Source organism: Paenibacillus taichungensis (assembly GCF_050994985.1).
Lineage (GTDB): Bacteria > Bacillota > Bacilli > Paenibacillales > Paenibacillaceae > Paenibacillus > Paenibacillus taichungensis.
In genome coordinates this window covers 4,286,433-4,313,030 of the sequence record NZ_CP194720.1, presented here as the reverse complement: position 1 = coordinate 4,313,030, position 26,598 = coordinate 4,286,433, and the positions used below count along the sequence as shown (strand labels likewise).

Sequence of the window (26,598 nt, the reverse complement as noted above, 5' to 3'; positions counted from 1 at the left end):
ACCGGAGTCGAAGCGTGAATCTATCGCTTCGGCTCCGGTTTTAATGCTCTACTTTTCCAAATTCTAAATTCTAAATTAAGGAAAGGAAGGCGTTAATGATGTGTTAAGCTTAAAGAAACAAAGGCAGAAGTGAGGTATGGGTTATATGAAAAAAAGATCTAAATACTTAATCTTGCTTTTTTTGTTTATTGTGATTGTATCTATTCTTTTTTATTTGAATTTCAACAAAAAAGAAGCCAATGTGCCAGTGGTTAATGGCAATATCATTCAAGTTAAAAACGTTGATCTGGATGCCAAATCAACGAATTTAAAGACAATGACAGAAGGATCGATATTCGTTGAGGGTGAGAAGCAGCATATTGATCATATCAAAATAGTAGCACATGTAGAGATTGACCCCGCTGACTGGGGTGGTGTTGCTTTTTATATCCCTGATCAATGGAGTGTCTCCAGCATCACCAGCAGTTACCCTGAACATCAATCGAAGTTAAAGCCTGCTGAGTATGTATCCACCTGGATGAATTATTCTGATGACTCTTCATGGCGCACGATGATTGAAATTGGGAGAGAACGAAATTACATAGCAAATGGCGGAGGTACTGGAACGATTGTGATCGAATTAAGTCCCGATAAAAAGGGAATGTCCACCTCTGAGTTATTGAAAATTGGTATTGAGGTTGGATCAGAAGAGAAAGATGGAAAGAGAGTTATGGGCACAGATTCTGTTGAAGTTCCTGTATTTTAAAGTGCTAGGTTACCTAGATATAGAAAAACAAGCCGAAGCGATGGCAATGCACGCTTCGGCTTGTTTTTTATACTTTTATTTTGACCCGTGTTACTTTTTCAAATCTTACTTCCCACTCACCGACTTAAACCAGTCATTCACCTCTTGCGTGATCTGATCACCGCCATTGGATTTCCAGTTGGCGACGAATTGGTCAAAGGCATCAACCGGCAGTTGGCCGTAGATGATTTTGTTGAAGGTTTCCATCTCGGACTGGCGGAGCAGGTTCCATTTGGATACCATGGTTGGTGTTGCAGCACCGGTAAAGTAGTTTTGTTTACGGATGTCGATCTGGGACATAACGACTTTACCTGCATACCAGTTTTCCGGTTTACGGAATTCGGCCATTTGTTTCTCGTAAGGTGTTTCAGGCTTCTCGCCGTTGGCCAGCTTCACGAGTGTTTTCATGTACAGATCCGGAATACGAGCCGGGCCAGTCAGGAACGGGAACTCGTTGGAGAAGTCTTTGATCTTCTCTTTGTCACTGGTCGGTTGTCCGTCAATGATATCCCAGTCGTAACCTTTGGCGAAGCCGTATTCATACTCGCTGCCCGCAGTCGGGTTAGCCAGGTTATCGAGCAAGTAGTTGTAGTACAGGAAGATGGCTTCTGGATGCTTCGCATCCTTGTTAATCATGATACTTGCGTTGACACCAGAGTTCTGCCACTTCGTACCGATCTTGCCGTCTGGGCCAGCCGGAACAGGGTAAGCTTTATATTTTGAGCCAGGTACGTTCTTCAGCAGGTCAGGTGCTGGCCAATCGGGTACCCAGTTTGCGCCAGGCAGAATGCCCGCTTTGCCAGCCGTCCAGCTCTCAGCGGATTTACCTTCGTCCCACAGGGCGGAGTCGGTATGGATATAACCTTTGTTCATCCATTCAGCCAGCTTGGCAAGGGCTTGTTTTGCACCCGGGTTAACGGAGCCGTATTCCAGATTGCCGTTTGCGTCTTTGTTCCATTGCTCCTCAATTGTGCCGTATGCACCGAACAACCAGTCGAGCCCGCCCATCCAGGTGTTGGTGTTATTTTTCAGCGAGATAGCCAGCGGGAATACTTTGTCTGGAGACAGACCGTCCGGGTTCTCGTTTTTGAATTTGTCCATGATGTTCTCAAGGTCTGCGATGGTCTTCGGAGCTTCCAGGTTCAGCTTCTCCATCCAGTCCTCGCGGAGCCAGAGCAGCGTATCGTCGTTATCGGTGTACTCCATGATCGGCATGTTGTATTTCTTGCCGTCCTTGGTGAACGGATACCACAGTTCAGGATGTGCAGCTGCGTGATCTTTCAGGGTCTGACTCGCGTACTTGTCGAACAACTCATCAATGGCGATGAATTGACCGGAGTCGATCAACTGATTGGTCAATACCGCATTGGTCGGTACGGATACGAAATCAGGCAGCTTCTCGCCAGAGGCGATAGCCAGTTGCAGCTTTTGTCTGTATTGATCGTCATTGGCCGGATACCAGGTATCTTTATGCTTCATACCCAGCGTTTCCAACATCCAGCGATCGTGAACGTTATTTTCTTTGGTGTCCCCTTGCACGTATTTCTTCGGCATCAATACCGAACTGAATTCGATGGGTGGGTCGTATTTACCTTTGGCAAAAGCAGCTTCTGCTTCAGCTGAACCGACGGTCGCCGGTGTATCATCTTTGGTACCATTGTCACTGGCTGTATCGCCACTGCCGCACGCAGTGATCGTGATGAGCGCGATAACCATGAGCAGTGACCACCATGTTTTAAATTTGATCATTGTTCAATCCCCCTACGATGTATGATCTTTACAAGTGTAACTGTACCAATTTGGGTGGGAGGGCATCTATATGAGTTTGTTAGTTTTGATAGGACTCTATTATGCAAGTTCAAAAAATTCGGTTTTCAGTACCGAGAAGATGGGATAAAGCTAGAAATGGAGTAGCGGAGCGTAGGGTGACTACGTGAGCAACGGACATTTCGGCTGAATCCCATATTCGATGCTGATGATGCCGTGAGGTATCCTTCGTAATCAAAAACGGAATTTTTGAACAACCTCTAAATTATGTTATTTAATGTTGGTCTCGGTACTCTTGCGGCGTGAAGCCGAATTGACGCTTGAACACTTTGATAAAATAAGCCGGGTCCATATATCCAATCTCCATGCTGATTTCATATACTTTTTTGGTGGTCGTAACCAGCTTGTGACAGGCCCGATCCATGCGCAGGCGCGAGATATAATCACTGATGCCTTCACCCGTTTCGATCTTATAGATCTTGGACAAATGGGTTGGATGCAGATTAACATGGTCGGCCAGTACACGCAAAGAAACATCCAGATGCAGGTTTTTATCTGTAAAATCCTGAATCTTCTTCACATACTCGGAACGGATGTCCTTGATCTCGTTGGACGTGCCTTCCTTGAGTTTGCCAAGCACACTAAGCGACCATTTGCGCAGTTTACTGATGGTGGTGAACGCTTCTCCGCTCTGCAACCACTCGATATCGTCACCCATTAAGTTGGCCAAAGTCAGCTTGTTTCGGTGTGCGAGATTGGTGAACGAAGCCGTAATTAGAAATCCAGCCTCCATACAATGCTCCCATGATTCCGACCATTTTTCATCCAGCTCCGCACAGACGGCTAGTATTTTTTCTTCTGCCGCATCCCATTGACCACTCTCTAACAGATGAATGAACGTGGGTGGGGTATACAGAACATCCAGCGGACCTTGTGCCGACGGAGTCTCCACGTCGCTGACCCGCATGACGAATTCACGCTCGTCTCCGACAATTTGCCGAAAATAAGCAGAGGCCTGCCGAAAACGATCATATAGCTGATCGGGAAACGCAAACCACTCGGTGATGACGATGGAGAGGGACCCCTTCAGAAACTGCTTAACTTTGGACTGAAGCTGTACCGAGAGCTTCTCCAGTATGGTTTCTTTGCCAATGTCGGTGTTGTTCACTTTCAGTTGAAGCAAAAACACTAGATATCCATGCTCCTCCTTCACGCCCCACACTTCCATAAACTCACCCATAATCTCTTCCGCCATATTGATGACCGCATATTCGAGCAAGGTTTGATCGTTGTTGTCATATTGCCCGAATTCTTCTTCCATACGTACAAGCATTAACGCACAATCCCCGGCGTGGAAGGGCAGATCGTAATTGGCAAGTTTTCGTGCCCATTCACTCGAGGCAATTCGATGTCCCTGCAAAGCCTCAAGGAGCAGTCGACCCCGCAAATGTGGCAGATTCTCCCGTAGGGTAAACTGGGTTCGTTTCAGTGAACTGACGAGTTCCCATTCGGTATTTAATTGATCGATGGCTTTCTGAACGGCACCCATTAATTCATCATCCGTCGGCGGCTTCAGCAAGTAATCGACGGCCTCGAACTGGATGGCTTTTTTGGCATAATCGAATTCGGAATGTCCGGATAAAAGAATACACTTTATTTTTTTGTCACGGACTCTGATCCGTTCGATCAGTTCAATACCTGTCATTTCGGGCATCTGAATGTCCGAGATCACAATATCTATAGGGTGCGTATCGATCAGTTGAAGTGCTTCGTGTGCCGAGTATGCTTTGTGCACCTGTTCGATCCCCAGCGTATGCCACGGTTTGGTCATGGACAGGTTATCTACCCAGTGTGCTTCATCGTCTACGATGATCATTTGCATGGTGTTTACTCCTTAAAAGTAGAATCTCTTTATTTCACGTGGTCACTACACGGTCAGAACCATCTCTCAATCGCTGTTATCCCCAGATTTTTTTGAATCTCTAATCAATGGGGAAATCCGGGGATAAAGGCGAGCGCTTCGCTTTTCGAGATTTGTTCTGCCCGTTCCGTTTAGCGTGTAATGTAGCTTAACTTAAATTCGTATCGGTATTTCCTTTATCGGAATCAGTATCCTCTTTGGGGATCTCCCAGATCATCTCGGTTCGGAATCCGCCGAGAGGGGATGGGCCGAATAGAAGGTAGGATTGATTGCCGAATAGATGCATGATTCGCTGATTCGTGTTCCATAGGCCACAGCCCATTTCCTCCTGCAGCGGTTGCTGCATTTTCAGATTCAACGCTTCCAACTGTTCCGGGCTCAAGCCAGGTCCGTCATCATCGATGTAAATTTTGCAGAACCCGTTCGAGTTCTCGCCAGTAATCCGGATTTCACCAGATGAATACGACTTCGCTACACCGTGAATGACGGAATTCTCCACAATCGGTTGCAGCATTAATCGTGGTACCGACTGGGCTAGCATATCCTCAGGGATGTCGATATGGTATTCAATTCGGCCATTACGCAGCTTCTGGATATCCAAATAGTTGACGAGCAGATTGATTTCTTCTTTTAGAGAAGATGTCTCCCGCTCCACTCGTGTCGTATAACGATAGTAGGCACTGAGGTTATGCGCCATGGTGACGACGGCTTGCTCGTCCTTCATCTGGGCCATGTTGATGATATAGCCAAGACAGTTATACAGAAAATGCGGATTGATCTGCGCCTGTAGCTGTTTCAGCGTAGCTTCCTTGGCCCTGATTTTTTCCTGGAACACGTTCTCGATCAGGTCTTGAATCTGATGTGACATATCATTGAATCGATGGAACAAAAACGAGAATTCATTCTGATCCTTGCTATGCAGACGTACGGAATAATCTCCGCGCTGCACACGGCGTAAGCCCTGGATCAGCTTTTTGATCGGATATTGAATGTTTCGATATAACAGGATCGAAGCGGAAATGCCCACCACAAACAGCAGAATCATAAACAGATAGAACAAGTTCCGACTGAGCGAGATCGGCTGTAGAATCTGATAGAGGGGAACGACGTCGACCAAATGCCAATCCAGATAGGAGGATTTCACCGAGCTAACCAGATACTTTTTCCCGTTTAGCTTGACGACATCCTGTGTGGTATCCTCTGGCGAGTGTTCATCCAGATAACGAATAAGTTCCTCTGATAGCTGCTTGTCTGCACTGCGATTCAGAATGGGTGAATTTCCTTTGTGATAAAAGAAGGGATCGCCTTGTCCACCTGCCTTATACGTATCCAGCATGTTCTGAATGTTCTCATAACTGAAGCTGGCTTCAATCACCAGATTGCTTCCCGTCAACATGCCCGGCTGGGCCAAGGAATCTGTAAAGAACCAGTAAAAGGATTGCATATCCTCTTGGCTCTCAGCACCATTACCGTATGTCCATTGTCCGCTCATATTTCTTTTCAAATAATCCTCATCATAACCGGTTGTTCTATTATAGTTGGCAATGACATCTTGATTCTGCTGTGAATGGACAGCGTATCGAGTGGGCCATATATCGGTAACCCCGGATTGAAGCATCAGCTTTTCCTGAATGACATATCGGGTCTGCATCTTGTCATAACGATCATTCCATATGTTCAAGCCATTAAATGCTCTGACATTGGGATCTCTAGAGAGAATAAGACTGAAATCCATCATCTGATTGATTCGTGAATCGATCTGACTGGATAAAAACGTGAGCTGCTTCGTATTGGAGACCTGTAGCTCTTTGCTTACAACATCATAAGTGACGTTGTTCGAGTAGGTATACATGATAATAATGGGGATGAACAGGACCACAATTAAACAGTTTATTTTGGCAAACAAACTAAACCGGGATCTGGACGTTCTTCCCAAAGTTATAAAGCGCTTCCATGTATTCATAAAAAGTCTCCTTCAAATTCTGTGTAAACAACCTCTTCAGATGATGTTCCTAACAAAACACTATCAAGACTAACAATGTTATATAGTCAGACCTGAGAAATGCCTGATACTATTTATAGCAGAGATCCCCATTACACACAAAAACTTTTTTTGGGAACAGGAGCGCGCTATGGAGGCTAATATGGAAGCTAACCGGGTACCTCAGGCGGACATTGGGAGCAAGCCGAACAGAAAAACAAAAAAACGCTACAAACAACCATGGATTCTGCACTTGATGGTGTTGCCGGCGGCCATTATGGTCTTTATTTTTTCATACATTCCGATGTCCGGGATTTTGATGGCATTTCAAGACTATAAACCTGCACTGGGTTTTTTCGATTCCGAATGGGTCGGACTGAAGCATTTCAGATACATGTGGGAAAATGATTATTTCCTGCAAATCACGTGGAATACGCTGTTTTTTGCCTGTTCCAAGATCATTATGAACCTAATTATTCCGTTTGTCTTCGCCTTATTGCTCAATGAGGTACGGAAGATGGCACTGAAGAGAACGATTCAAACACTCGTGTATCTTCCTCACTTTCTGTCCTGGGTTACGTTATCAGGCATTCTGATCGACATTCTGGCGCAGACGGGTATTGTCAATCAGTTCCTGGTCTCCGTATTCGGCATTAAGCCAATCTTCTTCCTGGGGGATGGCAGCTGGTTCCGATTCACGATTATTGCGAGTGATGTCTGGAAAGAGTTTGGCTTCAACACGATCATCTTCCTCGCGGCACTGTCTGGCATTAACCCTGCACTCTATGAAGCGGCTGAAGTGGATGGGGCAGGACGCTGGAAGCAAACGATGTATATTACCATCCCGGCACTTATTCCGATTGGGATCGTAATCGCAACCCTGGCACTGGGTAATGTGCTTAACGCCAACTTTGACCAGATCTTTAACTTATATAGTCCATTGATTTACCAACAAGGAGATATTATCGATACGTTTGTGTATAGAGAAGGTCTGCTCAGTGGGCAGTTCAGTTTCGCTACCGCCGTGAATCTATTCAAATCGGTCATTAGTTTGATCCTGATTGTGATCTCCTACCGACTGGCTTACCGATTCGCCGGATACCGAATTTTCTAGAAAGGATGACGAACTCATGTATCATAAAACGATGCCTTACCGCATATTCAGCATAATCAACAATGTGTTACTGACCATCCTTTCGCTGCTCTGCTTGCTGCCTTTGTATCACTTACTCATGGTATCACTGAGCGCATCTGCTCCTGCCAATGCTGGACTGGTGACGTTCTGGCCGATTGGTTTTACACTGGAGGCGTACGCTAAGACGTTCGCTAATAGCAATTTCCTTTCCTCCCTGTGGGTGTCCGTAGAGCGGACGGTACTGGGAACAGGGCTCGCGTTAATCGTCAATACGATTGCAGCCTACGCGCTCTCCAAGGAGACGCGGGTGTTCCGTGCACGTAACATCTATCTGTGGTATTTTGTCATCACGATGCTGTTCAGCGGTGGTCTCATTCCGGGGTACATCCTGATTCTGAAGCTGGGACTGATGAATACATTGCTGGCCTTGATCCTGCCGGGATTGGTTGCGGTGTTCAACATTATTCTGCTGCTGAATTTCTTCCGTACCGTTCCCAAGGATCTGGAGGAAGCTGCATTTATTGATGGGGCAGGGCATTTGCAGACGTTTATCAAAATCTATCTGCCCGTCTCCGTACCTGTCATTGCAACCGTTTCTCTCTTCATGATGGTCGGACATTGGAACTCGTACTTTGACGGGATCATCTACATCCGTGATGCAGAAAAGCTGCCACTGGCGACATTCATGCAGACGATCATCGTGCAGGCCGACATGTCGAAGCTTGATCCGGAAGCGGTAGCGAACCTGTCTCAACGGACCATTCGGGCTTCGCAGATCTTTATCAGCGCGCTGCCGATCCTGCTCGTGTACCCGTTCCTGCAACGGTACTTTGTAACGGGGATCGTGGTTGGGGCTGTGAAGGAGTAGAGTCGAGTCGCGGTACGAATAGGTGTGAAAAAGGAGTCACTGAACTGGGGAAGGCCAGGGAGGTGGCTTCTTTTTGTGTGGAAATTAACTAAAGAATACAACGGATGCAGATGTTAAAATAAATGAACGGAGTGAGAACTTCATCTGGAAGATTCATTACAAATATTTTCAAACAAATTAATTTGATGTAAAATAGTACGAATCCATCATGGAAGTGAGGTTTTATACTTGATACCTCCTTATGTTGTAGACCTTTAGGTACTCTACTCATACCTTATTCTTGGTAAATCTAAAGTAAGTGCCGGGGATCTTATTGTTTAATAATAACGATGAAATACAAGCGTGGGAATTGCAACAGCTACAGAAGTATCTGAAAACACAGGAAAAAAACAAAAGAAATTTTGACCCCAGAATAAAGAAATTAAATGAGTATCGAAATCACAGAAAAACCAAGTATTATTACAATAATGAGGTTAAGTGTATTCGTAAACTTACTCAAAGAAGATTCAAAATGAAATTTAAACACAATATTTATTGCGAAGAATATTTCCAGCCAGTACCGCATGATTATCGGACGTATGGTTGGTTGTCCTACTAAAAAGAATGGAGAGAAGAGATTCTCTCTTTTTCTCTTTCCTAAAATGATAGGATTACCGATGTCATCATGATGGAAAAGCATCTTCTCTCGCAGCAAAATAATGTATTAAACAGAAAGGGTCGCCTTAGGAGCGACCCTTTTGTTGTTATCATCTCACTAATAATAACGTGATAGTAGGGTTGATTCATTTTCGCAAAAAAGTGCCCATCAATAGAACTTAAATCATATCGTTCTTACTTCATGTTGAGTTGTGCTGTCCTTGCCGTAATTTAGTCCCAACTGATACGCCTGTTTCAGAAGTGCCTCATAATGCTCAGGCTGCGCATCCAATGTTTCATATAAAAATTCAACGCTCGACTGGGGCACGCCGCAGTAATTGGCAATACCCACATTGAGCAGATTCGTGATCGATTCATCATAGTTTCGCTTCTGCATCTGTTCTTCCGTTACGCCCGCAAGAGCAATCCATAACATCTGCTGATGATGAAGCTTGTTCGAGCCGTAGGCAAACCCGTTGTTCATGACACGATCCACATACCCTTTCAGCATGGCTGGCAGATGCCACCACCAGAGAGGAAACACAAAAGCGACAGCATCGTGCTTCTTCAATCGCTCTATCTCCGCTTCTATCTCAGGGGAGAAAACCTGATGTTCCTTGGTAAAGTCAGGTTCATCTATACCTTGGAGAACAGGGTTGAAGCCAATGCCATGCAAGTCCAATATCTCAAAATCGTGACCAGCCTCGGCAAGGCCCTGCACGAAACGATCAGTAACCTGGAAGGTCAGGGAATCTTTTCTCGAATGCGACACAACGACTAATACATTCATCTTATCTTTCACTACCTTTCTGCATTGCTGTCTTGTAGCCATGAATCGCTGGCTGATGCTATTATAAACAGGTATGAAAACATCTGGAAGTACGCACTTTGATGTTCTATAGGAAGAATGAAGTGCCATAGGAACATCAAAGTACCCTGAATCACTACCTCGAAATGGAGTTCAAATAACGAAACGAAGAGAAATAAGAAGGTTATGATTTTACCTCGGCAACAGCTTGATGAAGGAGGGATAAAAGTTGACGGAACATGGTAAAACGAGCACTCCAAAGAAATATAAAGTCGGCGTGGAGGCGGCCTTGGAAGTGATGGGCGGGAAGTGGAAGCCTTTGATTATTTATCATTTGATGACAGGGCGAAAACGTACATCGGAGCTGCGTCGGTTGATACCGGACATCACGCAGAAAGTGTTGACAACGCAGCTCAGAGGTTTGGAAAAGGACGAGATCGTGCAGCGAAAGGTGTATTCGGAGGTTCCTCCAAAAGTGGAATATGAGTTAACGAGTTACGGTTGGGGACTCAAACCTGCTTTGGACTTCTTGTGCTATTGGGGAGAGGAGCACCTCGAAAAGGTTTACGGGGATAAGTTTAAGGTGTTGGAGGAGTTTGACTCTCCAGAATGTTGAAGAGGCGAATTTGGTCCAGTTCAGTGATGGATGATAACGCTAATCCATTTATATGTTGGTGTTCTGTCAACCAAATTAGTCGGATAGAGAGGGATGAGTAGGTAAACGTAGAGACTTTAATCAGGGATTTCCATAGATATGTAGACGAGAGCCAGTCTGTCCGACTAAATCTTGAACATAGCAAGTACCAATGGAGAGAAAGAATAGGAGGAATATCTTATCACATATTCGACGACTTACCCCAGAGCTGTACTGAATTTAATATGCATGCTGGCCATTGAGGTTATTTTTTTCAGAAATGTTATATTCGACGAAAATGGTATTCTGAAGTATTCCCTGATCACTATATTGATCTTTATTCTGGGTTATATCATTTTTTTGATCCGGCGTTTGTTATTTACCAAACCGAGCATTACGCTGGAAAGCGATCATGTGATCTCTACAAAACATCGGAAATACGATGCATCCCAGATTGAGTGTATTTATGTGAATTACAGACGGATTGGTATTAAACTCTATGGAAAACGGTTAGTTCCGATGGATTTATGCTTTTATTTCCAAAGAAATCAGGAGTCCGAAGGATTAGAGGAGTTACATGCATGGGCGGCACGGAATCATAAAGATATGAAACACAAGTTCTTTCAAACCTTGGCGTAGAATCGTAGTTTATTGTATTGAGACCGTATGTCATGAGGATGATGAGAGCGTATATTGTTCCTTTTGCCGAATAAAATTTAAAATTTCTGGAGGTGTACACGTTGAAAACAATAGAACAATTACTAACAAGTGATTGGTATAAAAACGTCATTGCCGAGCTCGTTCAGCTAAAACCCCACGTCAAGTTTGTCGAGCATGCCAACTATGAAGCAGCGCTATTAATGGATTCTTTTAGAGAGCGGAAATATGTTCTGGAGGGCTTTGGGGTCTCGTCTCCAATAGAGGAAGAATGTGTTCAGTGGATCATGGAGCAGATCGCCGAAGACAAGGACAAGATTATGTCTTATGTGGCGGCTCGATTAACGTTCAGTGAGCAATTAGACGATGATCCGGACGGGGAATTCCCAGAGGGAGAGGAGCCTGATGAAGGAGATCGATCTGAAGTTGTCGAGGTTTTAGGCTTTACGAGGTCTGTCATCGCTAAAACCATTATTGAATATGATATGGTCAAAAATCATACTAAACAATTAACAGTTTATTTTAAACGCACACGAATTCCAGGTGCAGCTAAATTCTCAACACAAATTAAAAAGCTCTACGCCTCAATAGCAAAATAGATTTTAAAAATCAGCAGGAGAGATGCATATGAAATATCGAACAAAAGAATGGTATGAGACGTGTGAACGGACTGGACTTCATTTTGGTTTAAGAGTACATAGCGGAGCATACGAATTGGACGAGGAACTTTTTCTGAGGCTGTACAAAAGAAAAGAAAAAGCCCATGTAAATGTGGAACGTGAAGTGTATAACATTGATCCTCGTTCTATGCTGAAGCATGATGGTACGGTTCTTGTGCGTGCTGACCAGTTTTTTAGTGAGGAAGCGGTAGCTGAAGAGGATAAGATGATTTATCATATGCCTCCAGAACAAAGAGCGCATATTGAGAAGCTTATTGCGGAGTATGATGTCCGCCCACCTTTTGACGAGAAAAAATGCAAAGAAGAGTATAAAGAAACGATGGAATGGAGTGTCCAAAGCCAGAAAGAGCGTTTAACCCAAAACATCGTTGAGCAAATTGCAGATATCCGTGTATTTACGCTCGGTTATTGCACAAGAGAAATATTGCTTCAGTTGAAGAAACAGAGTGCGGAAAATACGAGAGAGATGGACCGCGTATCGAAAGAATACAGGGAGGCCATTTTAGCGCAGGATATTCCGGATGAAATTCGTAGCCGGGTTCAGTTTCATGATTGTACAGTGACGGAACTGCTGACGGGAGAGGAAGTTGTCATTCGTTTTGATACTAGTGGAGGCTTCACTAATATGAATAAACTTACGCTGATTGCACCCGAAATCATCAAGCGAGAAGGAGAGATTGTAGGCAGTTACTGGCTGTATCAAGAGCTGTACCAGATTGATAACGGATATGAGCTTCATGTTCTATTTTATGGAGAAGATATGCCTGAACTTATTGTTCGCTGTGAAGATATTCTCGCAGAAGAAGAGTGAGGCAGAGCCCAAGAGGTTGAGTATGGAGGGAATGTATTGAACATCAGTACAATAGAAACCAAATGTTCTTCAAGATACGATGAGTTCGATCCTGAACAAGACGGAAATAAAAACACGAAATTTGCTGACATTATTATCGATGGTAGATCGCTCTATCAAAGATTGAAAAAACATGATTTGGTACCTTGTCTAGGATGGGGAAGCGACGAATATCAACGACTTCTTATTGACTATTTTCTACTTAATAAGCCACATGAATCCATGTATTATAGATATCCGATTTTAGTATGCGCTTGGTGTGGTGATGAAGAATGTGGATTTATCTCTGTAAAGATTGATAGAGAAGATGATGTTGTAATCTGGAGTGATTTCTTATTGAACGACAATAAAATAGATGTGGGCCCATTTTATTTTCATTGGGAAAATTATAAACAAGCCATTGAAGATACCTATGGTACAGCGGGAATTCAGTAACTGAAAGAAGGAGGTATACTCTACATGGGCATGTCTGACTATTATAAAAACCTTAGGGAAAAGATCGGAAACGAGCTGATTTTTATGCCGGGTGTGGCTGGGGTTATCCGAAATGACCATGGAGAGATCTTGTTCGGTCGTAAACATAATGAAACCAACTGGGGCTTAATTGCTGGGGCAATCGAGCTCGGTGAGACACCTGCTCAAGCGATGATAAGAGAAGCATGGGAAGAGACAGGACTTATCATAGAACCGGAGAAAGTGATAGGGATCTATGGTGGTGAAGAGCAGCGGTTTACTTACAGTAATGGTCATCAGGTTGAATATTTAACGATCGTATTTGAATGCAGTATCAAGTCTGGACAACTGGCATCCGATAATGAAGAGATGAAAGATCTGCAATTTTTCCCCGAGCATGAGCTTCCACCTATTGCAAACAAGTATCCAGACTATATTTTTAGTTCTTATCAAGAAGAAAGGACGCATTTTATTAAATAATTCTATGAATCTATATGGGAAGAAACCAAATGGTATTGATATTGAATGGACAACCAGCACATTTGGTTATTTATCCATTCCGGTGTTTGTCTTGGGGATTGTGTTTTATTTCTTTCCTGATATTTTATATAGATGCTTTGTTCTGATGAGATATAGGGGAATCAAACCAAATAGGGAATTTGAGGACAACCCGCCCAACAGAGATATTCCAAAATTGATAGAAGTGATATTAAAAGCATTAGGTTGCATCATGGTGATATTAGGAATCATATGGTTTTGGTTTTCGGAAGAGTTTTATCGTTTTTGGTTTGTTTAGCAATAGTACGCATCTTATAAGCAGGAGTGAAATGAATGAAAGCATGGTTGTTAGATTACTATCCACCGAATAATACGATTGAGTTTAGCGATTCGGAGGAATCAGATCAGGTTTATGAGGCATTAGGCAGTGATAAGCCGATTATTCAGGAATGGTCTGCACCTAACGTAGAATTTAAAGATGTGGGCAAACCAGCCGATATTTTAAACAGATACACAGGAGCGCTTGTCATTAGTAGGAAAGTGAAAGAACTATTGGAACAGAACCACATTGAACATATCGAGTTTTTGCCACTCTCAACGGCTACTGAAGAGGAATACTATATTTTACACGTGCTGAGTGTTATCGATTGCATAGACCCGGTAAACTCTAAAGTAAGGAATTATTATGACGACGTTCCTCAGTTTGATGAGTATTCACTCGTTTTAGATCAAAAAGCTTTACAAGGACAACACATATTCAGAATTAAACTACCAAGCGAGGATAGAGAGTTATCTTACATATATGTTTCAGATTTTTTGCAAGAGATATTAAGTCAATCCATCGTGGGTTATCAATTGGTGGAGATCTGGGATTCGGAATTTTCCTGGAAAGCCAAAGAAGAAAAGCATGAGCGGATGGGTCAGGAAATTGATAGCTCCTTGCTAGAAGTGTTTGATTTTGATAAAGCCAAGAAGTTCGCTCGTAAAAATAAAGGCCATATGGTGTACTCCGGTGAGTGGGCGATCAAGGCAGATAAGGATAAGCAAATTTGGTTAGGGAACCTTCAATTGGATGGGAGCTACTCATGGATCAACCCCATCTACTATCCTCCCATTTTGTTGGAACTTCAGTGGGGAATTCCAGAAAGAAGTAAAACGATGTTTAGTCGTTTGAAAGAGAGTATAGGGTTTAAGTAACAAAAATATTTAGCTATGAATTACCTGGAAGGAGGAAGGCTCATGAGAAGCTCCAGGTTTACACCGTATTTAAGTTTCATTGGTTTAGGATTAATTATTATGACTTTGGCCATAAATCTTATTTTTCATTATGGAAGGGGATTGGATGAAGGTTCCCTTATGCTTTTGTCGGTTGCCAATGCCGTCTCATTGTTTTTCACTTTAGTATGGGGATTGTTTGGGATTATTGAGTTGTATTTATTATTGATATCGAACAAGAAACTTAAATCCAGATTGGACACTGGGGGGATAGGTAAAGAAGAGTATATGAAATTAGCCAAAAATCATAAATTCAGTTTCGTTGTAAATATAAGTTATCTAGTTATGTTTTTATTTCAACTTGCATATGTCATTATGAATTGGGATGAAGTTAATATATAGGGGGAATTATAATTGAAAGTATTGTCAATTATCGGTATCGTGTTATTCACATTAACGTTTTTAATGATATTCGGGCTAGTGCCAGAAGATTCCGATAGCGCAGCAATCTTGGGACTTTTAAGCATGCTGTACGCCATACCCTTCTCAATTATTGCTTTGGTTGTATCTTCTCGGAGGAAAAAACAACCTGTAAATGTCCATGAACAACTTTTGCAGCTAGGTGAGTTAAAGGAAAAAAATATTATTTCCGAATATGAATTTGATCAAAAGAAAGAGAAGCTGCTTTTTAAGATCAAATAGTTCAGAGACAACTACATACAAAAATAATGGAGGCCTACCTAAAATAATAGTTATCGGGGGAGGCCTCCATTATTAATAAATATCTTCGTTAATTAAATGATCTAAATCATCCTTACTCATTCGTAATATTTAACGTTTCATCGGTAATGGTCTTACCATCACTCCCCAATGCCTGAACAATCACATGGTGATGCACAGACTTACCCGCAATATCCCACGTTATCTTCCAACCATCGTCCTCGTTAATATCATACCCAATAAGTTCTCGTTCTCCCCAAGTCTCAGTTCCTGTTAGGACGGCCCAGAACAGAAGTGTTTCCGCGTTAGTGGACTCTACTGTGACATTTAACTCTGTGCTATCTGTAGGAACTATAATCCAACCTTCTTTTTCGGGAAAGTTAGTCTTAACATTCGTAATTATGGGCAGAGCTTCATTTCTTAGCATAACTTCAGTGTCATGATTTTCAGCAGGAACTTCTGAAGCACAGGCTGTGAGAAGAAGGAAGAGCAGAAGAATCGAGAAAAATGCTCTATTTGTCATGATGATTAGCTCTTTCTATATAGTGGTATTCACTAATCCTTCAGGGTAATTCCGTCGTACTTGGTTTGACAATACGTTATATGCATGTAAACATAACAGTTAATCAATTACAGTTTACTATAAGTAAGGAGTTGTAATTCAGGATGGAATTCTTTGGAGCTCTTATAGCGTTGATCCTATGTTTTATTGTGTTTCTTATCGTTGCTGCAGTTATACGTTATGCGATAGATTCATCAAAAACATCGAAAAGACTTGAGGATCTAATAAAAGAAGTACACTATTTGAGAACTGAAATTAAAAAACAAAATAACAATAAACAAGGTGATAATAAATATTTCATTGACGAGAAAGTATAGTATAGGTGCCTATTCAAGAAGCAATACCTTGCATCATGCAGGTCGTTCTATGGAAGGAGGGTTAAGATGCAAAGTGATTTCATTGAGCTCTTGGAAGAGAGTGATGAGAGGTACAAATGTTATGTTTTGAAAAATACAGTCCAAATATTTAAGCAATCCATTAAGGATGAGGATTTAAATGATGTTCGACTCTATATATCGACGACTATTCAGCTAGATGCAATTGCTGATGTAGTAGAGTCATATCTGCATTGGTTTACGGAGTGTGAGGCCGTATTTCGGAATTACTATGAGAACGAACTTCGCGAACAAGTACATAAGGATTGGTTTAATGAAATTGAAGTATATCAAGTAGATATCACATTTAATAGTAAAGAGGACTACGGAGCAACGATAGCCTGTGGAGACAATGTATTACAAGGTCACATTATGATTATTGATTTTGATCGAGAACATATCCAGGCCATCCACTTAAATGGATAAGCTAATTATATATTCCTTTAATGATGATGACTTGTAGTCTATTGTTTTCTCTTAGCTCCAGGTAGTTAAGAAATAGAAGAAGCGTTATCAGTACAAGGATCACTGACGCGAACTTTTGGAATTTCCCCATGGTAGATTTAACCTCCTCGTTATATTAAGTAAATTACGGTGTAAAACAAGTTAATTCGATACTGCCATCTGTATTACATAACACCTGAATGGAATTAAAGTTACGTGCAAAATGAAAAACAGGACTATTCCTCTAACGGGAATAAGTCCTGTTTCTATTTACAACTATTAATCTCAATGATGATGATGCGCATGAGCATCCGGTTCGTCGCCTTTGACGGTGCATAATACCGAGGTGTCGTGAAGATGCTTCTCAGACTCGACTTGCAATGTCACATGTTTGATTTCTTTATGCTCCAACAGATGCTCAATCTTCTGAACAAGCACCTCTGATGCGTATACATCCATCGTTCCGTCCACCACGATATGTGCGGTCAGTGCATTCAGGTTGCTGGTGATGGACCAGACATGTACATCGTGCACGCCTTTGACGCCATCGACTTGTTTGATGGTCTGAACAAGGTCATTTACATCCACATTCGCTGGCGTTCCCTCCATCAAGATATGCAGGGATGATTTGGTGACAAAGAATCCACTGCGCAGAACCAGTACAGCAACAATGACACTCGCGAGTGGATCGGCCCAACCCCAGCCGAAGAACATCATGAGCAGTGCCGCCGCAATAGCCCCAACCGATCCCAACATGTCACTAATGACATGGAGATAAGCACCGCGCATATTCAGGTTATTCTCCGTATCGCTACCGCGCATCATGATCCATGCCACCAGGATATTAATGAGCAAGCCGATGATACTGATGATCAACATACCGACTGTTGCGACTTCTGGTGGGTTGATGAAGCGACCAATTGCTTCGTAAAAGATGTAAAGTGAGATGGCGATTAAGGTGACCCCATTTAACGTGGCTGCCAAAATCTCAAAGCGTCTGTACCCGTACGTTTTGCCTGTATTCACCGCTTTTTCGCCAAAGGTGAACGCCAGCAAGGCGATCCCCAAAGCTATGGAATCAGACAACATATGACCTGCATCGGAGATGAGGGCTAAGCTGTTAGTCATGAATCCACCAACGGCTTCAACAATCATATAAACGGTAATAATAATGAAGGAAAACAACAGTACTTTCTTGTTATTGGTACTACCATGATTGTGTCCATGGTCGTGGTTGTGATGATGTCCGGACATATGAGATCCTCTCCTTTGGAGCCGTGCTCCGTTATGTAATTGATTTCTTTTGTGACTACAAGTGATCTTCGGAAATGATAATACATGAACATGTGAGCAGTTATTCATATGTTATAGTTTTATTATAGGTACACCTAATAATAGTGTCAACCAGATTCGAGAAAATATAAACATGACCTGTAAGCTCATCGCATGTGCGCTGGCGGTTTACGTTACTTTTGTGCTACCATCTGTGCAGGATGAATGTCGAGGAAGTTCCCGCTACAAATAATAAAATGAAGTAAATATAAGTTTAAAATAATATTTACACGGTAACGGAGAGGTCAGAAAAAATCTGGAGAAGCGGAGCGTTCGCCTTTATCCCCGGATTTTAACCTTTGAATAGGAAATAAAAAAATCTGGGGATAACAGCGATCAGAAGATTGTTCTGACCTTGTAGTGGCTAGTGTAAAAATGATTCATTTCAACTTAACAGAAAAGGGGCGGACAACAATATGAAGAATCTGCTTCTGGCGGACGACGACGCCAATATTAGAGCACTCCTCCGGCATGTCATGACCAAGGAAGGGTATCGGGTGCATGAAGCACAAGATGGAGTGGAAGCGGTCAAGGTTATGCAAGCAACACCAATCGATCTTGCGATTCTGGATGTGATGATGCCAGGTATGGACGGACTGGAGTTATGTGATTTCATTCGCCAACATTATGACATTCCGATCATGCTGTTGACAGCACGGGATCAGCTTTCCGACAAGCGGGATGGGTACTTGAGAGGTACAGATGAATATGTGACGAAGCCATTTGAACCTGAGGAACTGGTCTACCGGGTTAAGGCATTATTTCGTCGTTACCATCGTACGTCCAGTGATATCATTCGCATGAATCGTATCGTAATTGATCGGAACAATGTCGAGGTCTCCGATGGGCAATCGATTCTCTTTTTACCAATGAAGGAGTTCGAGCTACTCTCTCAACTTGCTCAGTTTCCGGGGCGCTTATTCTCGCGTGATGAACTAATTCGGTTGGTCTGGGGAGCGGATTATGAAGGCGATGACCGCACCGTGGATGTACATATCAAGCGGCTGCGTGATCGTTTTGCCGATTATGGGGATGATTTTGTCATTCAGACGGTACGGGGGATTGGTTATAAGATTGAGGTGAAAGCGCATTGAGATCACTGTACTTTCGGGTATTTATGATTACAATCGCGGTGATTCTGGTCAGCGCCATGCTGGGTTTTCTTTTATCCAATATTTATTATCATGCGAAGCTGAAGTCTTTCAATGACGAGAAGTTGGTGGGCATCGCGACACAAATGAAGCAGTTTGTGGAACAGGAGCCCGCGACGGTAGAGCATTATCTGAACAATGCCGCAGCGCTCGGTTACGAAATTTATGTAACGGATGGAAAAGGGAATGACCAATTCTATGGCCGCGAATTCCGCCAGAAAGATCTGGACAAGCAGGCTGTAGATCAGGTGCTCAGTGGTGAGATATACCACGGCGTCGCTGAGTTTCCCAGCAAACCTTTCATTACCGGTTTCTTCGATAATCAATTGAGCAATACCGTTGGTGTTCATCTAGAGATGGGCAATGCAAGTTATGCGTTGTTTATGCGCCCGGATGTCATTTTGCAATTCGGTGAGCTGCGTATCTTTTTTGCGTTGATTGGAGCGTTTACGGTGGGCATTAGCATCCTGCTCTTTATAATCAGTACCCGCTATCTGGTGAATCCGATTGAACGTCTGTCCGAGGCGACCAAACGCATTGCGCAAGGGAACTATAATCTGAAATTGTCCACGACTAGGCGTGATGAGATTGGACAGCTGGCCCAGCATTTCATGACCATGAGTCGTGAATTGGAGCGAGTGGATCAGGCACGTCAGCAGTTTGTTTCCAACGTATCACATGAGATTCAATCGCCGCTGACCTCGATTCAGGGATTTGCCCAACTGGTAGCAGATCAGGATCTGCCTGAACAAAAACGGGAGCACTATGCCTCCATTATTGAAGAGGAGAGCCGCCATCTCTCGTTGCTCAGTAAACAATTGCTGCTGTTGTCCTCTCTGGAACAAGGTCATGAGGATTTGACGAAAGTGAGATTTTCTCTACGAGATCAATTCCGCCAAGCGGTTCAGGTGCTGCAATGGCAGTTGGAAGAAAAAGAACTGTTGCTAAGGATCTCGGTACCCGAATCCATCCAGTTATATGGCAATGAAGTGTTGCTCATGCAAGTATGGATGAATCTACTGGGGAATGCCGTGAATCATCTTCCACAGGGGAGAAGCATCGAGATTCGTGCAGAAGAGACCAATGCCCAGTGCGTAATCCATATTCGGGATACAGGAGATGGGATTGCGGCAGAGCATTTGCCTTTCCTGTTTGATCGTTTCTACCGGGTTGACCGTGCAAGAGAACGTTCTTCCGGCCGAACCGGGCTGGGGCTTGCTATTGTGCAGAAAATTATCCGCATTCATGACGGTACGATTGAGGTCTCCAGTTCGACCGAAGGAACGGTCTTTACCGTGACGCTCCCGCAGATGTAATCTGTTATTCATTTGCCGTTCATTTTCGCCTCCTATACTTGGGTTATCAAGAGGAGGTCAGAGAATATGTACTTGGCTATTAGAGAGATGAGATTTGCCAAAGGGCGATATGCATTAATTGCTACAATTATGGTGCTTGTATCATTTCTGGTTTTGTTTGTTACAGGCCTGGCACAGGGGCTTGCGTATGATAACGCGGCATCCATCAAAAATATGGCAGCAACCCATTTTGTTCTGGAGCAGGATTCGAATCATCGGTTTACCCGCTCCCAGGTGAATCAGGACGAGCTGGAGCAGACACGCTCCGTTGTGGGGCAAGAGAATGCTGAACCGCTGGGTGTAAAAATGACAACAGTCAGTCCAGCTGGCGATACAAAGAAGATTGATGTAACGCTATTCATGGTGAACCCGGAAGGTTGGCTGGCTCCAACCGTAACGGATGGCTCTCCAATCACGGATCTGAAAGACGGGCAGGTTGTAGTGGATCAAAAGCTGTCTGAATCTGGCGTGACGATTGGAACGGTTCTGGTCGATCAAGCCTCGGGAACGGAGTGGACCGTGGGTGGATTTGTGGAAAATGAGTCCTTCAGTCACTCACCAGTTGTGTTCTTAAACGAGCAGGAATGGCTCGCTATTCAAGAAGGTTCTCGTACTTCGCAAGGAACAGCAAACTCTAATGCTCCGGTATACAATGCGATTGCCGTTAAGGATGCAGGCGAGAAGGTGGATAACCTTAGTACCGCTTTGCCGAATACAGAGGTAATTACGAAGTCCGATGCGGTATCGGCCATTCCTGGGTACAAGGAAGAACAGGGCTCGCTGCTCATGATGATTGCCTTTTTATTTGTCATCTCGGCGTTTGTGCTTGCAGTATTCTTCTACGTCATCACGATTCAGAAAACGAGTCAATTCGGTATTTTGAAAGCTATTGGGACTCGAAATTCGTATCTGGTGGGCAGTGTTTCATTGCAAGTATTGCTTCTGTCCATCGGCAGTCTGGTGATCAGTGTGCTGTTGGTTCAGCTATTTGAATCGATCTTGCCAGCTTCAATGCCGTTTCAATTAAGCTTATCCACCCTGGCACTAACCTGTGTGTTATTCGTGGTGATGTCCATGGCAGGTTCGTTATTCTCGGTGTGGAAGGTTACCAAAATTGATGCGCTTGATGCGATTGGGAGGACAGCAGCATGAGAAACCGACTGGTATTGCAGGGAATTACACAGACATTCGAAGATGGCGGGGTCAAACGGACGATATTGGATAAATTGGATCTTAAGGTGGCCGAAGGAGAGCTCGTCGCGGTCATGGGGCCTTCTGGCTCAGGCAAAAGTACATTTCTGTCCATCGCGGGTGCACTGCTTGAACCGACGGAAGGACAGGTTATGCTGGATGGCGCATCGATTATGGGCAAAAACAAACAGGACATTTCCGATGTACGGCTTCAGCAACTCGGGTTTATTTTTCAAAGTGCCAACCTCATTCCGTATCTGAAAGTGGAAGAACAACTGATGGTGATCGCCAAGCTCGTTGGAACGGACAAAAACAAAGCAGAGAAGCGGGTCGATGAGTTGCTGGATACGGTAGGTTTATCGCATCGACGTAAGGCATATGCAGAGAAGCTTTCTGGCGGAGAACGCCAGCGGGTTGCCATTGCCAGAGCTTTGATGAATGATCCAGCCGTCCTGCTCGCGGACGAACCGACAGCCAGTCTGGATGCGGAACGTGGACTGGATATTGTGAGCATGATTGCACGGCTCGTGAAGGAGCAGGGTAAGAGTGCAGTCATGGTTACGCATGATGAGCGGATTTTGCCGCTATGTGATCGGGTTCTCTTTTTGGAAAACGGGAAACTGGTACACCATTAGTGGTCAGAGTGAATAGTATAGACATTCTTTAGTTCAACTGAAATAACAATAGAAGGTCCATGGATTCCCGATGGGAAAAGTGGCCTTCTTTTTTCTTTTTTGATCTATAATGAGAGATAGAACTTATAATGGAAGATTTATTTTACATAGAGAGGATCGGATAGAAAAATGAAGACTTTGGATCGGGAACAGTTCCCGGCGCTCAGCACATCGATTTATTGGGGAATTGTTAAAGCGGAGTTTAGATTGAATGACATCGTGGATGAAACGCTGGTAAGCAATGTGAGCATTATCCCGTTTGTGGGGGAACGAGTGGTTGTTTTTCAGATCGATAACGGAAAATGGGAGCTGCCCGGAGGAACGTTGGAGGTAGGAGAGAAGTATATGGATGGACTGCAACGTGAAGTGATGGAGGAGCTCGGAGCCAAGTTGGTCACGTATCGGGTGTTTGGACAATTTCATTGCATGTCTAGTGCACCAGAGCCGTATAGACCGCATATTCCTCATCCTCATTTTGTGAGAATTATTGGCTATGGAGAAGTTGAGCTGGTCGGTAAACCATTGAATCCGGCAGATGGGGAACAGGTAATTGCTGTAGAGGTTGTGGAGATGGGTGAAGCGATTAAGAGATTTGAAGAACAGAATAGATATGATATCGCGGAAATGTACCGATTAGCCTATTTGCTTCGAGAAGAAGCAAATGGTGAGTAACTGGAATGATAGTGTATTCTAAATCTTAAATCTTAAATCCAATAAACTTCGGAGGTTATGATGATTAGAGATGAAATTAATGAGTTACTGGATGCTCTACCGGACCATGAACTGAATGTGGTTTACTCGCGAATCGAGCTTGTGCACCGCAAATATATGTATAACAAAAATTTGGAGGACAAGGGGGTCCTTGTGACTGAATTGTGCGAGGAATCCGAAGAAATGATACAGAAGTGGGATAACACATTTGCCAAGAGCATCAGTGAAGAGGTAAAAGAGGCTATCTATTATAGCCAGTACAAGTGGCATATGTTCAGTTATGAGAAACAGGATTGCCTAACAGACGATGCAGCACGAGATGCTTTTTATGCCGAAAATAATAACGAGTTGTATGTCATGTATCAACATACACCATTCATACAGGTATTTCAGAATGCGAATAAGGTCATCGCAGAAGATTTTGATTCGGAACAGGACATTTATATTTTTGACCAAGCGTTCACGTGGACGTATGTACATACCCATGAATCCATGTGCGGACCGTATTTTTATAAAGTGAAGTAACAAGGAGCAGTAAGGAGTCACGAGTGAGGAGTTTAGATTCAGCTTTTTAAACACACGAATAATCTCCGGAGGAGCCATCTCATGCGTAAGAGGTCGATTAAAATATTCAGACGCACCATGCTTAGTATTCTTTTACTCGTAATAATCGCTCTGATCTTTCCCACATGGACACCTGGGATCAAGGGAGAGAATAGTATCAGCACGTTAGGACAGGTCGAGATCAATGGTGCAGGTCATGAGGTTATGATTCGCGGGATGGATCGGAACAATCCTATCCTTCTTTTTGTGCATGGTGGTCCTGGTTGCTCCGAGATTCCTTATGTAAGGAAGTATCAGCAGGAGCTTGAGCAACATTTTACTATTGTGCATTATGATCAACGTGGAAGTGGAAAGTCATATCATTTCATGGAGGATTATTCGGATGTGACTTCAGATGTGCTTGTAGATGATTTGCTGGCATTAACGGATTACGTCACTGCCGAACTGGGGCAAAGAAAGGTTACGCTGGTCGGTCATTCATTTGGTACATACATAGGGACAAAATCGGCGGCCAAAGCACCTGAAAAATTCGTTGCTTATATAGGTATTGGACAAGTAGCTGATACTGTGCAGAGCGAGTTGGATAGTTTGGAATATACGATCACACAAGCGAAACAAGCCGACAGTACAGCTGATGCGGAAAGTCTGGAACGTCTTCGGGGTCCGATTGAGCGAGGCGAGAAATACACACCAAGAAAGTTGGTTCGCAAATACGGCGGTGCGGCTAGGATTATTGATGATAACAGGGACTATATGCTCGGCTTTCTTTTGGGAACCGAATATAATGCACTGGATGTGATTCGGTATTCGATGGGAGTGCAGGCTACACAAGAAATTCTCCTGAAGGAGGGGTCCACCAACCATTTGCCAGACATTGTAGATCAGCTGGAGATACCGACTTTTTTTGTTATGGGAAAGTATGATTATATGACGTCTGTGGATGCGGCAAGGGATTATTTCGATGAGCTTGGAGCACCCGAAAAAGATTTTGTTGTATTTGAAGAATCGGCTCATTACCCACAGTTCGAGGAGAAAGAACGATTTGCAGCGTGGTTGATGGGGGTATTAAACTTTTGAATAAGCGAGGGATCTTGATGGAGCAAATTAATACTAAACTCATAACTAGACTTGCGTTACCGGAGGAAGCTTCCATTGTGTTGAACCTATGGCAGGAGTCTGCCCGATGGCTGAACTCCAAAGAGATATTTCAATGGCGTCCTGAGTATTTCAATTTGGAACAAGTAAATGAATTCATGACGGATGGATCTGACGTATATCTTGCTGAAATAAATCATGAAATCGTAGGGACGTATACCTTAACGTGGTCAGATCCCCTGATTTGGGAAGAGCTCGACAACACCAATTCCGGATACATACACCGATTTGCAGTGAATAGAGATTTTAAAGGGCAAAATATAGGCCTGCTCCTTCTAAAATCAGCAGAAGAGAACATTAGGCAAAAAGGTAAAACCTTGATCAGGCTGGATTGCATGGCAGATAACCTGAGACTTAATCAATATTATAAGGATTATGGATTCCAATACATCCGCAGAATGAAACAAGGGAACTGGAGTGCCAGTCTGTATGAAAAAGAATGATGGTGTCTCTATCGACTTCATTAAACCCGTAAGTGTATAAAAAGGGGGACTATTCATGCTTTTATCCTATCATCCAATGAAAATAGTTGATGCAGAAAAAATCGCTACCTGGAAGTACGAACATGAATATGCGATGTACAGTTTCTCTGAATCCAATGAAGATATTCAAGAATTGATGAATGGGGAGTACTTTTCAGTCCTGAATGAACTGGAGAGGGTAGTGGGATTTATTTGTTGTGGGGAATCAGCACGTGTACCGGGAGGAACCTCAATCGGACTGTATCAAGAAGAAGGATATCTGGATATAGGCCTTGGATTAGATCCAGATCTGACAGGGCAAAAGATAGGATCGGTATTCCTTAAACAAAGTTTAGCATTCTTGCAAAACCAATTTAATAGTTCTCATTTTCGACTGGTGGTTGCCACATTCAACGAACGAGCAATTAAAGTGTATGAGCGGATAGGCTTTAAAAGAGATAAGGAGTTTTATAGCAAAGTGCATGACGAGGACATGTTATTTATCAGTATGAAAATGGAAATGCCCTGCTACTCTTTTGAAGAAATAACGGAGCAGGATTTGACTGAAGTCAGAGAAATATATAATTACTACGTTTCCAACACGACTATCTCGTTTCATACTGAAGAATTGACCCTGGAAGAAATCAAGGCATCTGTCATAAACAGAGATCCGCGCTTTAAATCGTTTGTCATTAAAGAAGAGAACGAAATTAAAGGGTATGTGCTAATTACGCAATACAAGAGCAAACAAGCCTATGACTTCTCGGGAGAAGTAACCATTTATTTGAAACCGGATATTGTAGGGAAGGGCATTGGTGAAACGGCACTGCGATTTATAGAGAATGTTGCGCGCGAGCAAGGGTTCTACACCTTAATTGCTACGGTATGCATGGAAAACACACGCAGCAAGTCCCTGTTCGAAAAGCATGGGTATGAGCAATGTGCGATGTTTAAAGGCGTGGGATATAAATTTGATCGCAGATTGGATATTGGTAGTTTCCAAAAGGTGTTGTAACG

28 protein-coding genes are annotated in these 26,598 nt (G+C 43.3%); 22 read left to right on the top strand and 6 right to left on the bottom strand.

All coding sequences use genetic code 11. The annotated features are described in order from the left end of the window. Window positions 1-145 precede the first annotated feature (145 nt). On the top strand, window positions 146-745 hold the full coding sequence (locus ACR1R9_RS19360; protein WP_433948909.1) for a hypothetical protein: 600 nt from the start codon (window positions 146-148) through the stop codon (window positions 743-745). A 105-nt stretch (window positions 746-850) separates the two neighbouring features. On the opposite strand, the gene ACR1R9_RS19355 is transcribed toward ACR1R9_RS19360, so the two are convergent. The 3 genes from ACR1R9_RS19355 to ACR1R9_RS19345 form a co-directional block, all read right to left on the bottom strand. Next, the gene (locus ACR1R9_RS19355) at window positions 851-2,533 is read right to left on the bottom strand and encodes an ABC transporter substrate-binding protein (protein WP_433922960.1); all 1,683 of its coding nucleotides are present in this window, start codon (window positions 2,531-2,533) and stop codon (window positions 851-853) included. 292 nt (window positions 2,534-2,825) lie between these two features. Then, on the bottom strand, window positions 2,826-4,433 hold the full coding sequence (locus tag ACR1R9_RS19350; RefSeq protein WP_433922961.1) for a response regulator transcription factor: 1,608 nt from the start codon (window positions 4,431-4,433) through the stop codon (window positions 2,826-2,828). Window positions 4,434-4,620: 187 nt separating this feature from the next. After that, entirely contained in the window at window positions 4,621-6,435 is a 1,815-nt protein-coding gene (locus ACR1R9_RS19345) for a sensor histidine kinase (RefSeq protein WP_433922962.1), read from the bottom strand. A gap of 181 nt (window positions 6,436-6,616) precedes the next feature. On the opposite strand from ACR1R9_RS19345, the gene ACR1R9_RS19340 reads away from it, so the two are divergent. Both ACR1R9_RS19340 and ACR1R9_RS19335 read left to right on the top strand, forming a co-directional pair. Next, window positions 6,617-7,567: an ABC transporter permease gene (locus ACR1R9_RS19340; protein ID WP_053780273.1), complete on the top strand. Its 951-nt coding sequence runs from the start codon at window positions 6,617-6,619 to the stop codon at window positions 7,565-7,567. 16 nt (window positions 7,568-7,583) lie between these two features. After that, a complete protein-coding gene (locus ACR1R9_RS19335) occupies window positions 7,584-8,456 on the top strand; it encodes a carbohydrate ABC transporter permease (protein ID WP_063564040.1) in 873 nt (290 codons plus the stop codon). Between the two features lie 820 nt (window positions 8,457-9,276). Here ACR1R9_RS19335 and ACR1R9_RS19330 read toward each other — a convergent pair. Continuing rightward, complete coding sequence (locus tag ACR1R9_RS19330) at window positions 9,277-9,882, bottom strand: NAD(P)H oxidoreductase (protein ID WP_433922963.1); 606 nt, start codon at window positions 9,880-9,882, stop codon at window positions 9,277-9,279. A 316-nt stretch (window positions 9,883-10,198) separates the two neighbouring features. Between ACR1R9_RS19330 and ACR1R9_RS19325 the strand changes: the two genes are divergently transcribed. The 9 genes from ACR1R9_RS19325 to ACR1R9_RS19285 all read left to right on the top strand — a co-directional run bounded on the left by ACR1R9_RS19325 (window position 10,199) and on the right by ACR1R9_RS19285 (window position 15,589). Further along, on the top strand, window positions 10,199-10,516 hold the full coding sequence (locus ACR1R9_RS19325) for a winged helix-turn-helix transcriptional regulator (protein ID WP_433923686.1): 318 nt from the start codon (window positions 10,199-10,201) through the stop codon (window positions 10,514-10,516). A gap of 758 nt (window positions 10,517-11,274) precedes the next feature. Beyond that, window positions 11,275-11,790 carry a hypothetical protein gene (locus ACR1R9_RS19320; RefSeq protein WP_269054885.1) on the top strand — a complete coding sequence of 172 codons (516 nt, stop codon included), beginning with the start codon at window positions 11,275-11,277 and terminating at the stop codon, window positions 11,788-11,790. A gap of 28 nt (window positions 11,791-11,818) precedes the next feature. Further along, a complete protein-coding gene (locus ACR1R9_RS19315; RefSeq protein ID WP_433922964.1) occupies window positions 11,819-12,682 on the top strand; it encodes a DUF4085 family protein in 864 nt (287 codons plus the stop codon). Between the two features lie 36 nt (window positions 12,683-12,718). Continuing rightward, window positions 12,719-13,156: an oxidoreductase gene (locus tag ACR1R9_RS19310; protein WP_433922965.1), complete on the top strand. Its 438-nt coding sequence runs from the start codon at window positions 12,719-12,721 to the stop codon at window positions 13,154-13,156. A 24-nt stretch (window positions 13,157-13,180) separates the two neighbouring features. Further along, entirely contained in the window at window positions 13,181-13,654 is a 474-nt protein-coding gene (locus ACR1R9_RS19305; protein ID WP_433922966.1) for an NUDIX domain-containing protein, read from the top strand. Between the two features lie 4 nt (window positions 13,655-13,658). Further along, the gene (locus ACR1R9_RS19300; RefSeq protein WP_063564049.1) at window positions 13,659-13,970 is read left to right on the top strand and encodes a hypothetical protein; all 312 of its coding nucleotides are present in this window, start codon (window positions 13,659-13,661) and stop codon (window positions 13,968-13,970) included. Window positions 13,971-14,005: 35 nt separating this feature from the next. Next, a complete protein-coding gene (locus ACR1R9_RS19295) occupies window positions 14,006-14,869 on the top strand; it encodes an imm11 family protein (RefSeq protein ID WP_433922967.1) in 864 nt (287 codons plus the stop codon). Window positions 14,870-14,911: 42 nt separating this feature from the next. Then, entirely contained in the window at window positions 14,912-15,289 is a 378-nt protein-coding gene (locus ACR1R9_RS19290) for a hypothetical protein (protein ID WP_063564051.1), read from the top strand. A gap of 12 nt (window positions 15,290-15,301) precedes the next feature. Beyond that, window positions 15,302-15,589, top strand: a complete 288-nt coding sequence (locus tag ACR1R9_RS19285) for an SHOCT domain-containing protein (RefSeq protein WP_099855087.1) — start codon at window positions 15,302-15,304, stop codon at window positions 15,587-15,589. 112 nt (window positions 15,590-15,701) lie between these two features. On the opposite strand, the gene ACR1R9_RS19280 is transcribed toward ACR1R9_RS19285, so the two are convergent. Continuing rightward, window positions 15,702-16,130, bottom strand: coding sequence for a hypothetical protein (locus tag ACR1R9_RS19280; RefSeq protein ID WP_433922968.1), 429 nt, complete (start codon window positions 16,128-16,130; stop codon window positions 15,702-15,704). A 422-nt stretch (window positions 16,131-16,552) separates the two neighbouring features. Here ACR1R9_RS19280 and ACR1R9_RS19275 point away from each other — a divergent pair, with 422 nt between their 5' ends. Continuing rightward, window positions 16,553-16,969, top strand: a complete 417-nt coding sequence (locus tag ACR1R9_RS19275) for a hypothetical protein (RefSeq protein ID WP_433922969.1) — start codon at window positions 16,553-16,555, stop codon at window positions 16,967-16,969. Between the two features lie 303 nt (window positions 16,970-17,272). Here ACR1R9_RS19275 and ACR1R9_RS19270 read toward each other — a convergent pair whose 3' ends face one another. Beyond that, window positions 17,273-18,241 carry a cation diffusion facilitator family transporter gene (locus ACR1R9_RS19270; protein ID WP_433922970.1) on the bottom strand — a complete coding sequence of 323 codons (969 nt, stop codon included), beginning with the start codon at window positions 18,239-18,241 and terminating at the stop codon, window positions 17,273-17,275. A gap of 494 nt (window positions 18,242-18,735) precedes the next feature. Here ACR1R9_RS19270 and ACR1R9_RS19265 point away from each other — a divergent pair, with 494 nt between their 5' ends. From ACR1R9_RS19265 to ACR1R9_RS19225, 9 genes are all read left to right on the top strand, one after another. Continuing rightward, entirely contained in the window at window positions 18,736-19,413 is a 678-nt protein-coding gene (locus ACR1R9_RS19265; protein ID WP_063564057.1) for a response regulator transcription factor, read from the top strand. Next, window positions 19,410-20,786 carry an ATP-binding protein gene (locus ACR1R9_RS19260; RefSeq protein ID WP_433956384.1) on the top strand — a complete coding sequence of 459 codons (1,377 nt, stop codon included), beginning with the start codon at window positions 19,410-19,412 and terminating at the stop codon, window positions 20,784-20,786. Before ACR1R9_RS19265 ends, ACR1R9_RS19260 begins: the two co-directional genes overlap by 4 nt. Window positions 20,787-20,852: 66 nt before the next feature. Next, window positions 20,853-21,977, top strand: coding sequence for an ABC transporter permease (locus tag ACR1R9_RS19255; protein WP_433948910.1), 1,125 nt, complete (start codon window positions 20,853-20,855; stop codon window positions 21,975-21,977). Next, window positions 21,974-22,651: an ABC transporter ATP-binding protein gene (locus ACR1R9_RS19250; RefSeq protein WP_433922974.1), complete on the top strand. Its 678-nt coding sequence runs from the start codon at window positions 21,974-21,976 to the stop codon at window positions 22,649-22,651. Before ACR1R9_RS19255 ends, ACR1R9_RS19250 begins: the two co-directional genes overlap by 4 nt. 168 nt (window positions 22,652-22,819) lie before the next feature. Further along, window positions 22,820-23,362, top strand: coding sequence for an NUDIX hydrolase (locus ACR1R9_RS19245; protein ID WP_433922975.1), 543 nt, complete (start codon window positions 22,820-22,822; stop codon window positions 23,360-23,362). Between the two features lie 57 nt (window positions 23,363-23,419). Next, window positions 23,420-23,926 carry a DUF4275 family protein gene (locus ACR1R9_RS19240; RefSeq protein WP_433922976.1) on the top strand — a complete coding sequence of 169 codons (507 nt, stop codon included), beginning with the start codon at window positions 23,420-23,422 and terminating at the stop codon, window positions 23,924-23,926. An 81-nt stretch (window positions 23,927-24,007) separates the two neighbouring features. Then, window positions 24,008-25,042 (top strand): alpha/beta fold hydrolase, encoded by a 1,035-nt coding sequence (locus tag ACR1R9_RS19235; RefSeq protein WP_433922977.1) that lies wholly within the window; start codon window positions 24,008-24,010, stop codon window positions 25,040-25,042. A gap of 77 nt (window positions 25,043-25,119) precedes the next feature. Continuing rightward, window positions 25,120-25,563, top strand: coding sequence for a GNAT family N-acetyltransferase (locus tag ACR1R9_RS19230; RefSeq protein WP_433948911.1), 444 nt, complete (start codon window positions 25,120-25,122; stop codon window positions 25,561-25,563). Between the two features lie 55 nt (window positions 25,564-25,618). Then, on the top strand, window positions 25,619-26,596 hold the full coding sequence (locus ACR1R9_RS19225; RefSeq protein WP_433948912.1) for a GNAT family N-acetyltransferase: 978 nt from the start codon (window positions 25,619-25,621) through the stop codon (window positions 26,594-26,596). Window positions 26,597-26,598 lie beyond the last annotated feature (2 nt).

Bases quoted from the DNA above. Each gene is read 5' to 3' on its own strand.
- ACR1R9_RS19360 (WP_433948909.1), top strand. From the start codon at position 146: ATGAAAAAAAGATCTAAATACTTAATCTTGCTTTTTTTGTTTATTGTG.
- ACR1R9_RS19355 (WP_433922960.1), bottom strand. From the start codon at position 2,533: ATGATCAAATTTAAAACATGGTGGTCACTGCTCATGGTTATCGCGCTC.
- ACR1R9_RS19350 (WP_433922961.1), bottom strand. From the start codon at position 4,433: ATGCAAATGATCATCGTAGACGATGAAGCACACTGGGTAGATAACCTG.
- ACR1R9_RS19345 (WP_433922962.1), bottom strand. From the start codon at position 6,435: ATGAATACATGGAAGCGCTTTATAACTTTGGGAAGAACGTCCAGATCC.
- ACR1R9_RS19340 (WP_053780273.1), top strand. From the start codon at position 6,617: ATGGAAGCTAACCGGGTACCTCAGGCGGACATTGGGAGCAAGCCGAAC.
- ACR1R9_RS19335 (WP_063564040.1), top strand. From the start codon at position 7,584: ATGTATCATAAAACGATGCCTTACCGCATATTCAGCATAATCAACAAT.
- ACR1R9_RS19330 (WP_433922963.1), bottom strand. From the start codon at position 9,882: ATGAATGTATTAGTCGTTGTGTCGCATTCGAGAAAAGATTCCCTGACC.
- ACR1R9_RS19325 (WP_433923686.1), top strand. From the start codon at position 10,199: ATGGGCGGGAAGTGGAAGCCTTTGATTATTTATCATTTGATGACAGGG.
- ACR1R9_RS19315 (WP_433922964.1), top strand. From the start codon at position 11,819: ATGAAATATCGAACAAAAGAATGGTATGAGACGTGTGAACGGACTGGA.
- ACR1R9_RS19305 (WP_433922966.1), top strand. From the start codon at position 13,181: ATGGGCATGTCTGACTATTATAAAAACCTTAGGGAAAAGATCGGAAAC.
- ACR1R9_RS19300 (WP_063564049.1), top strand. From the start codon at position 13,659: ATGAATCTATATGGGAAGAAACCAAATGGTATTGATATTGAATGGACA.
- ACR1R9_RS19295 (WP_433922967.1), top strand. From the start codon at position 14,006: ATGAAAGCATGGTTGTTAGATTACTATCCACCGAATAATACGATTGAG.
- ACR1R9_RS19290 (WP_063564051.1), top strand. From the start codon at position 14,912: ATGAGAAGCTCCAGGTTTACACCGTATTTAAGTTTCATTGGTTTAGGA.
- ACR1R9_RS19280 (WP_433922968.1), bottom strand. From the start codon at position 16,130: ATGACAAATAGAGCATTTTTCTCGATTCTTCTGCTCTTCCTTCTTCTC.
- ACR1R9_RS19275 (WP_433922969.1), top strand. From the start codon at position 16,553: ATGCAAAGTGATTTCATTGAGCTCTTGGAAGAGAGTGATGAGAGGTAC.
- ACR1R9_RS19270 (WP_433922970.1), bottom strand. From the start codon at position 18,241: ATGTCCGGACATCATCACAACCACGACCATGGACACAATCATGGTAGT.
- ACR1R9_RS19265 (WP_063564057.1), top strand. From the start codon at position 18,736: ATGAAGAATCTGCTTCTGGCGGACGACGACGCCAATATTAGAGCACTC.
- ACR1R9_RS19255 (WP_433948910.1), top strand. From the start codon at position 20,853: ATGTACTTGGCTATTAGAGAGATGAGATTTGCCAAAGGGCGATATGCA.
- ACR1R9_RS19250 (WP_433922974.1), top strand. From the start codon at position 21,974: ATGAGAAACCGACTGGTATTGCAGGGAATTACACAGACATTCGAAGAT.
- ACR1R9_RS19245 (WP_433922975.1), top strand. From the start codon at position 22,820: ATGAAGACTTTGGATCGGGAACAGTTCCCGGCGCTCAGCACATCGATT.
- ACR1R9_RS19240 (WP_433922976.1), top strand. From the start codon at position 23,420: ATGATGATTAGAGATGAAATTAATGAGTTACTGGATGCTCTACCGGAC.
- ACR1R9_RS19235 (WP_433922977.1), top strand. From the start codon at position 24,008: ATGCGTAAGAGGTCGATTAAAATATTCAGACGCACCATGCTTAGTATT.
- ACR1R9_RS19225 (WP_433948912.1), top strand. From the start codon at position 25,619: ATGCTTTTATCCTATCATCCAATGAAAATAGTTGATGCAGAAAAAATC.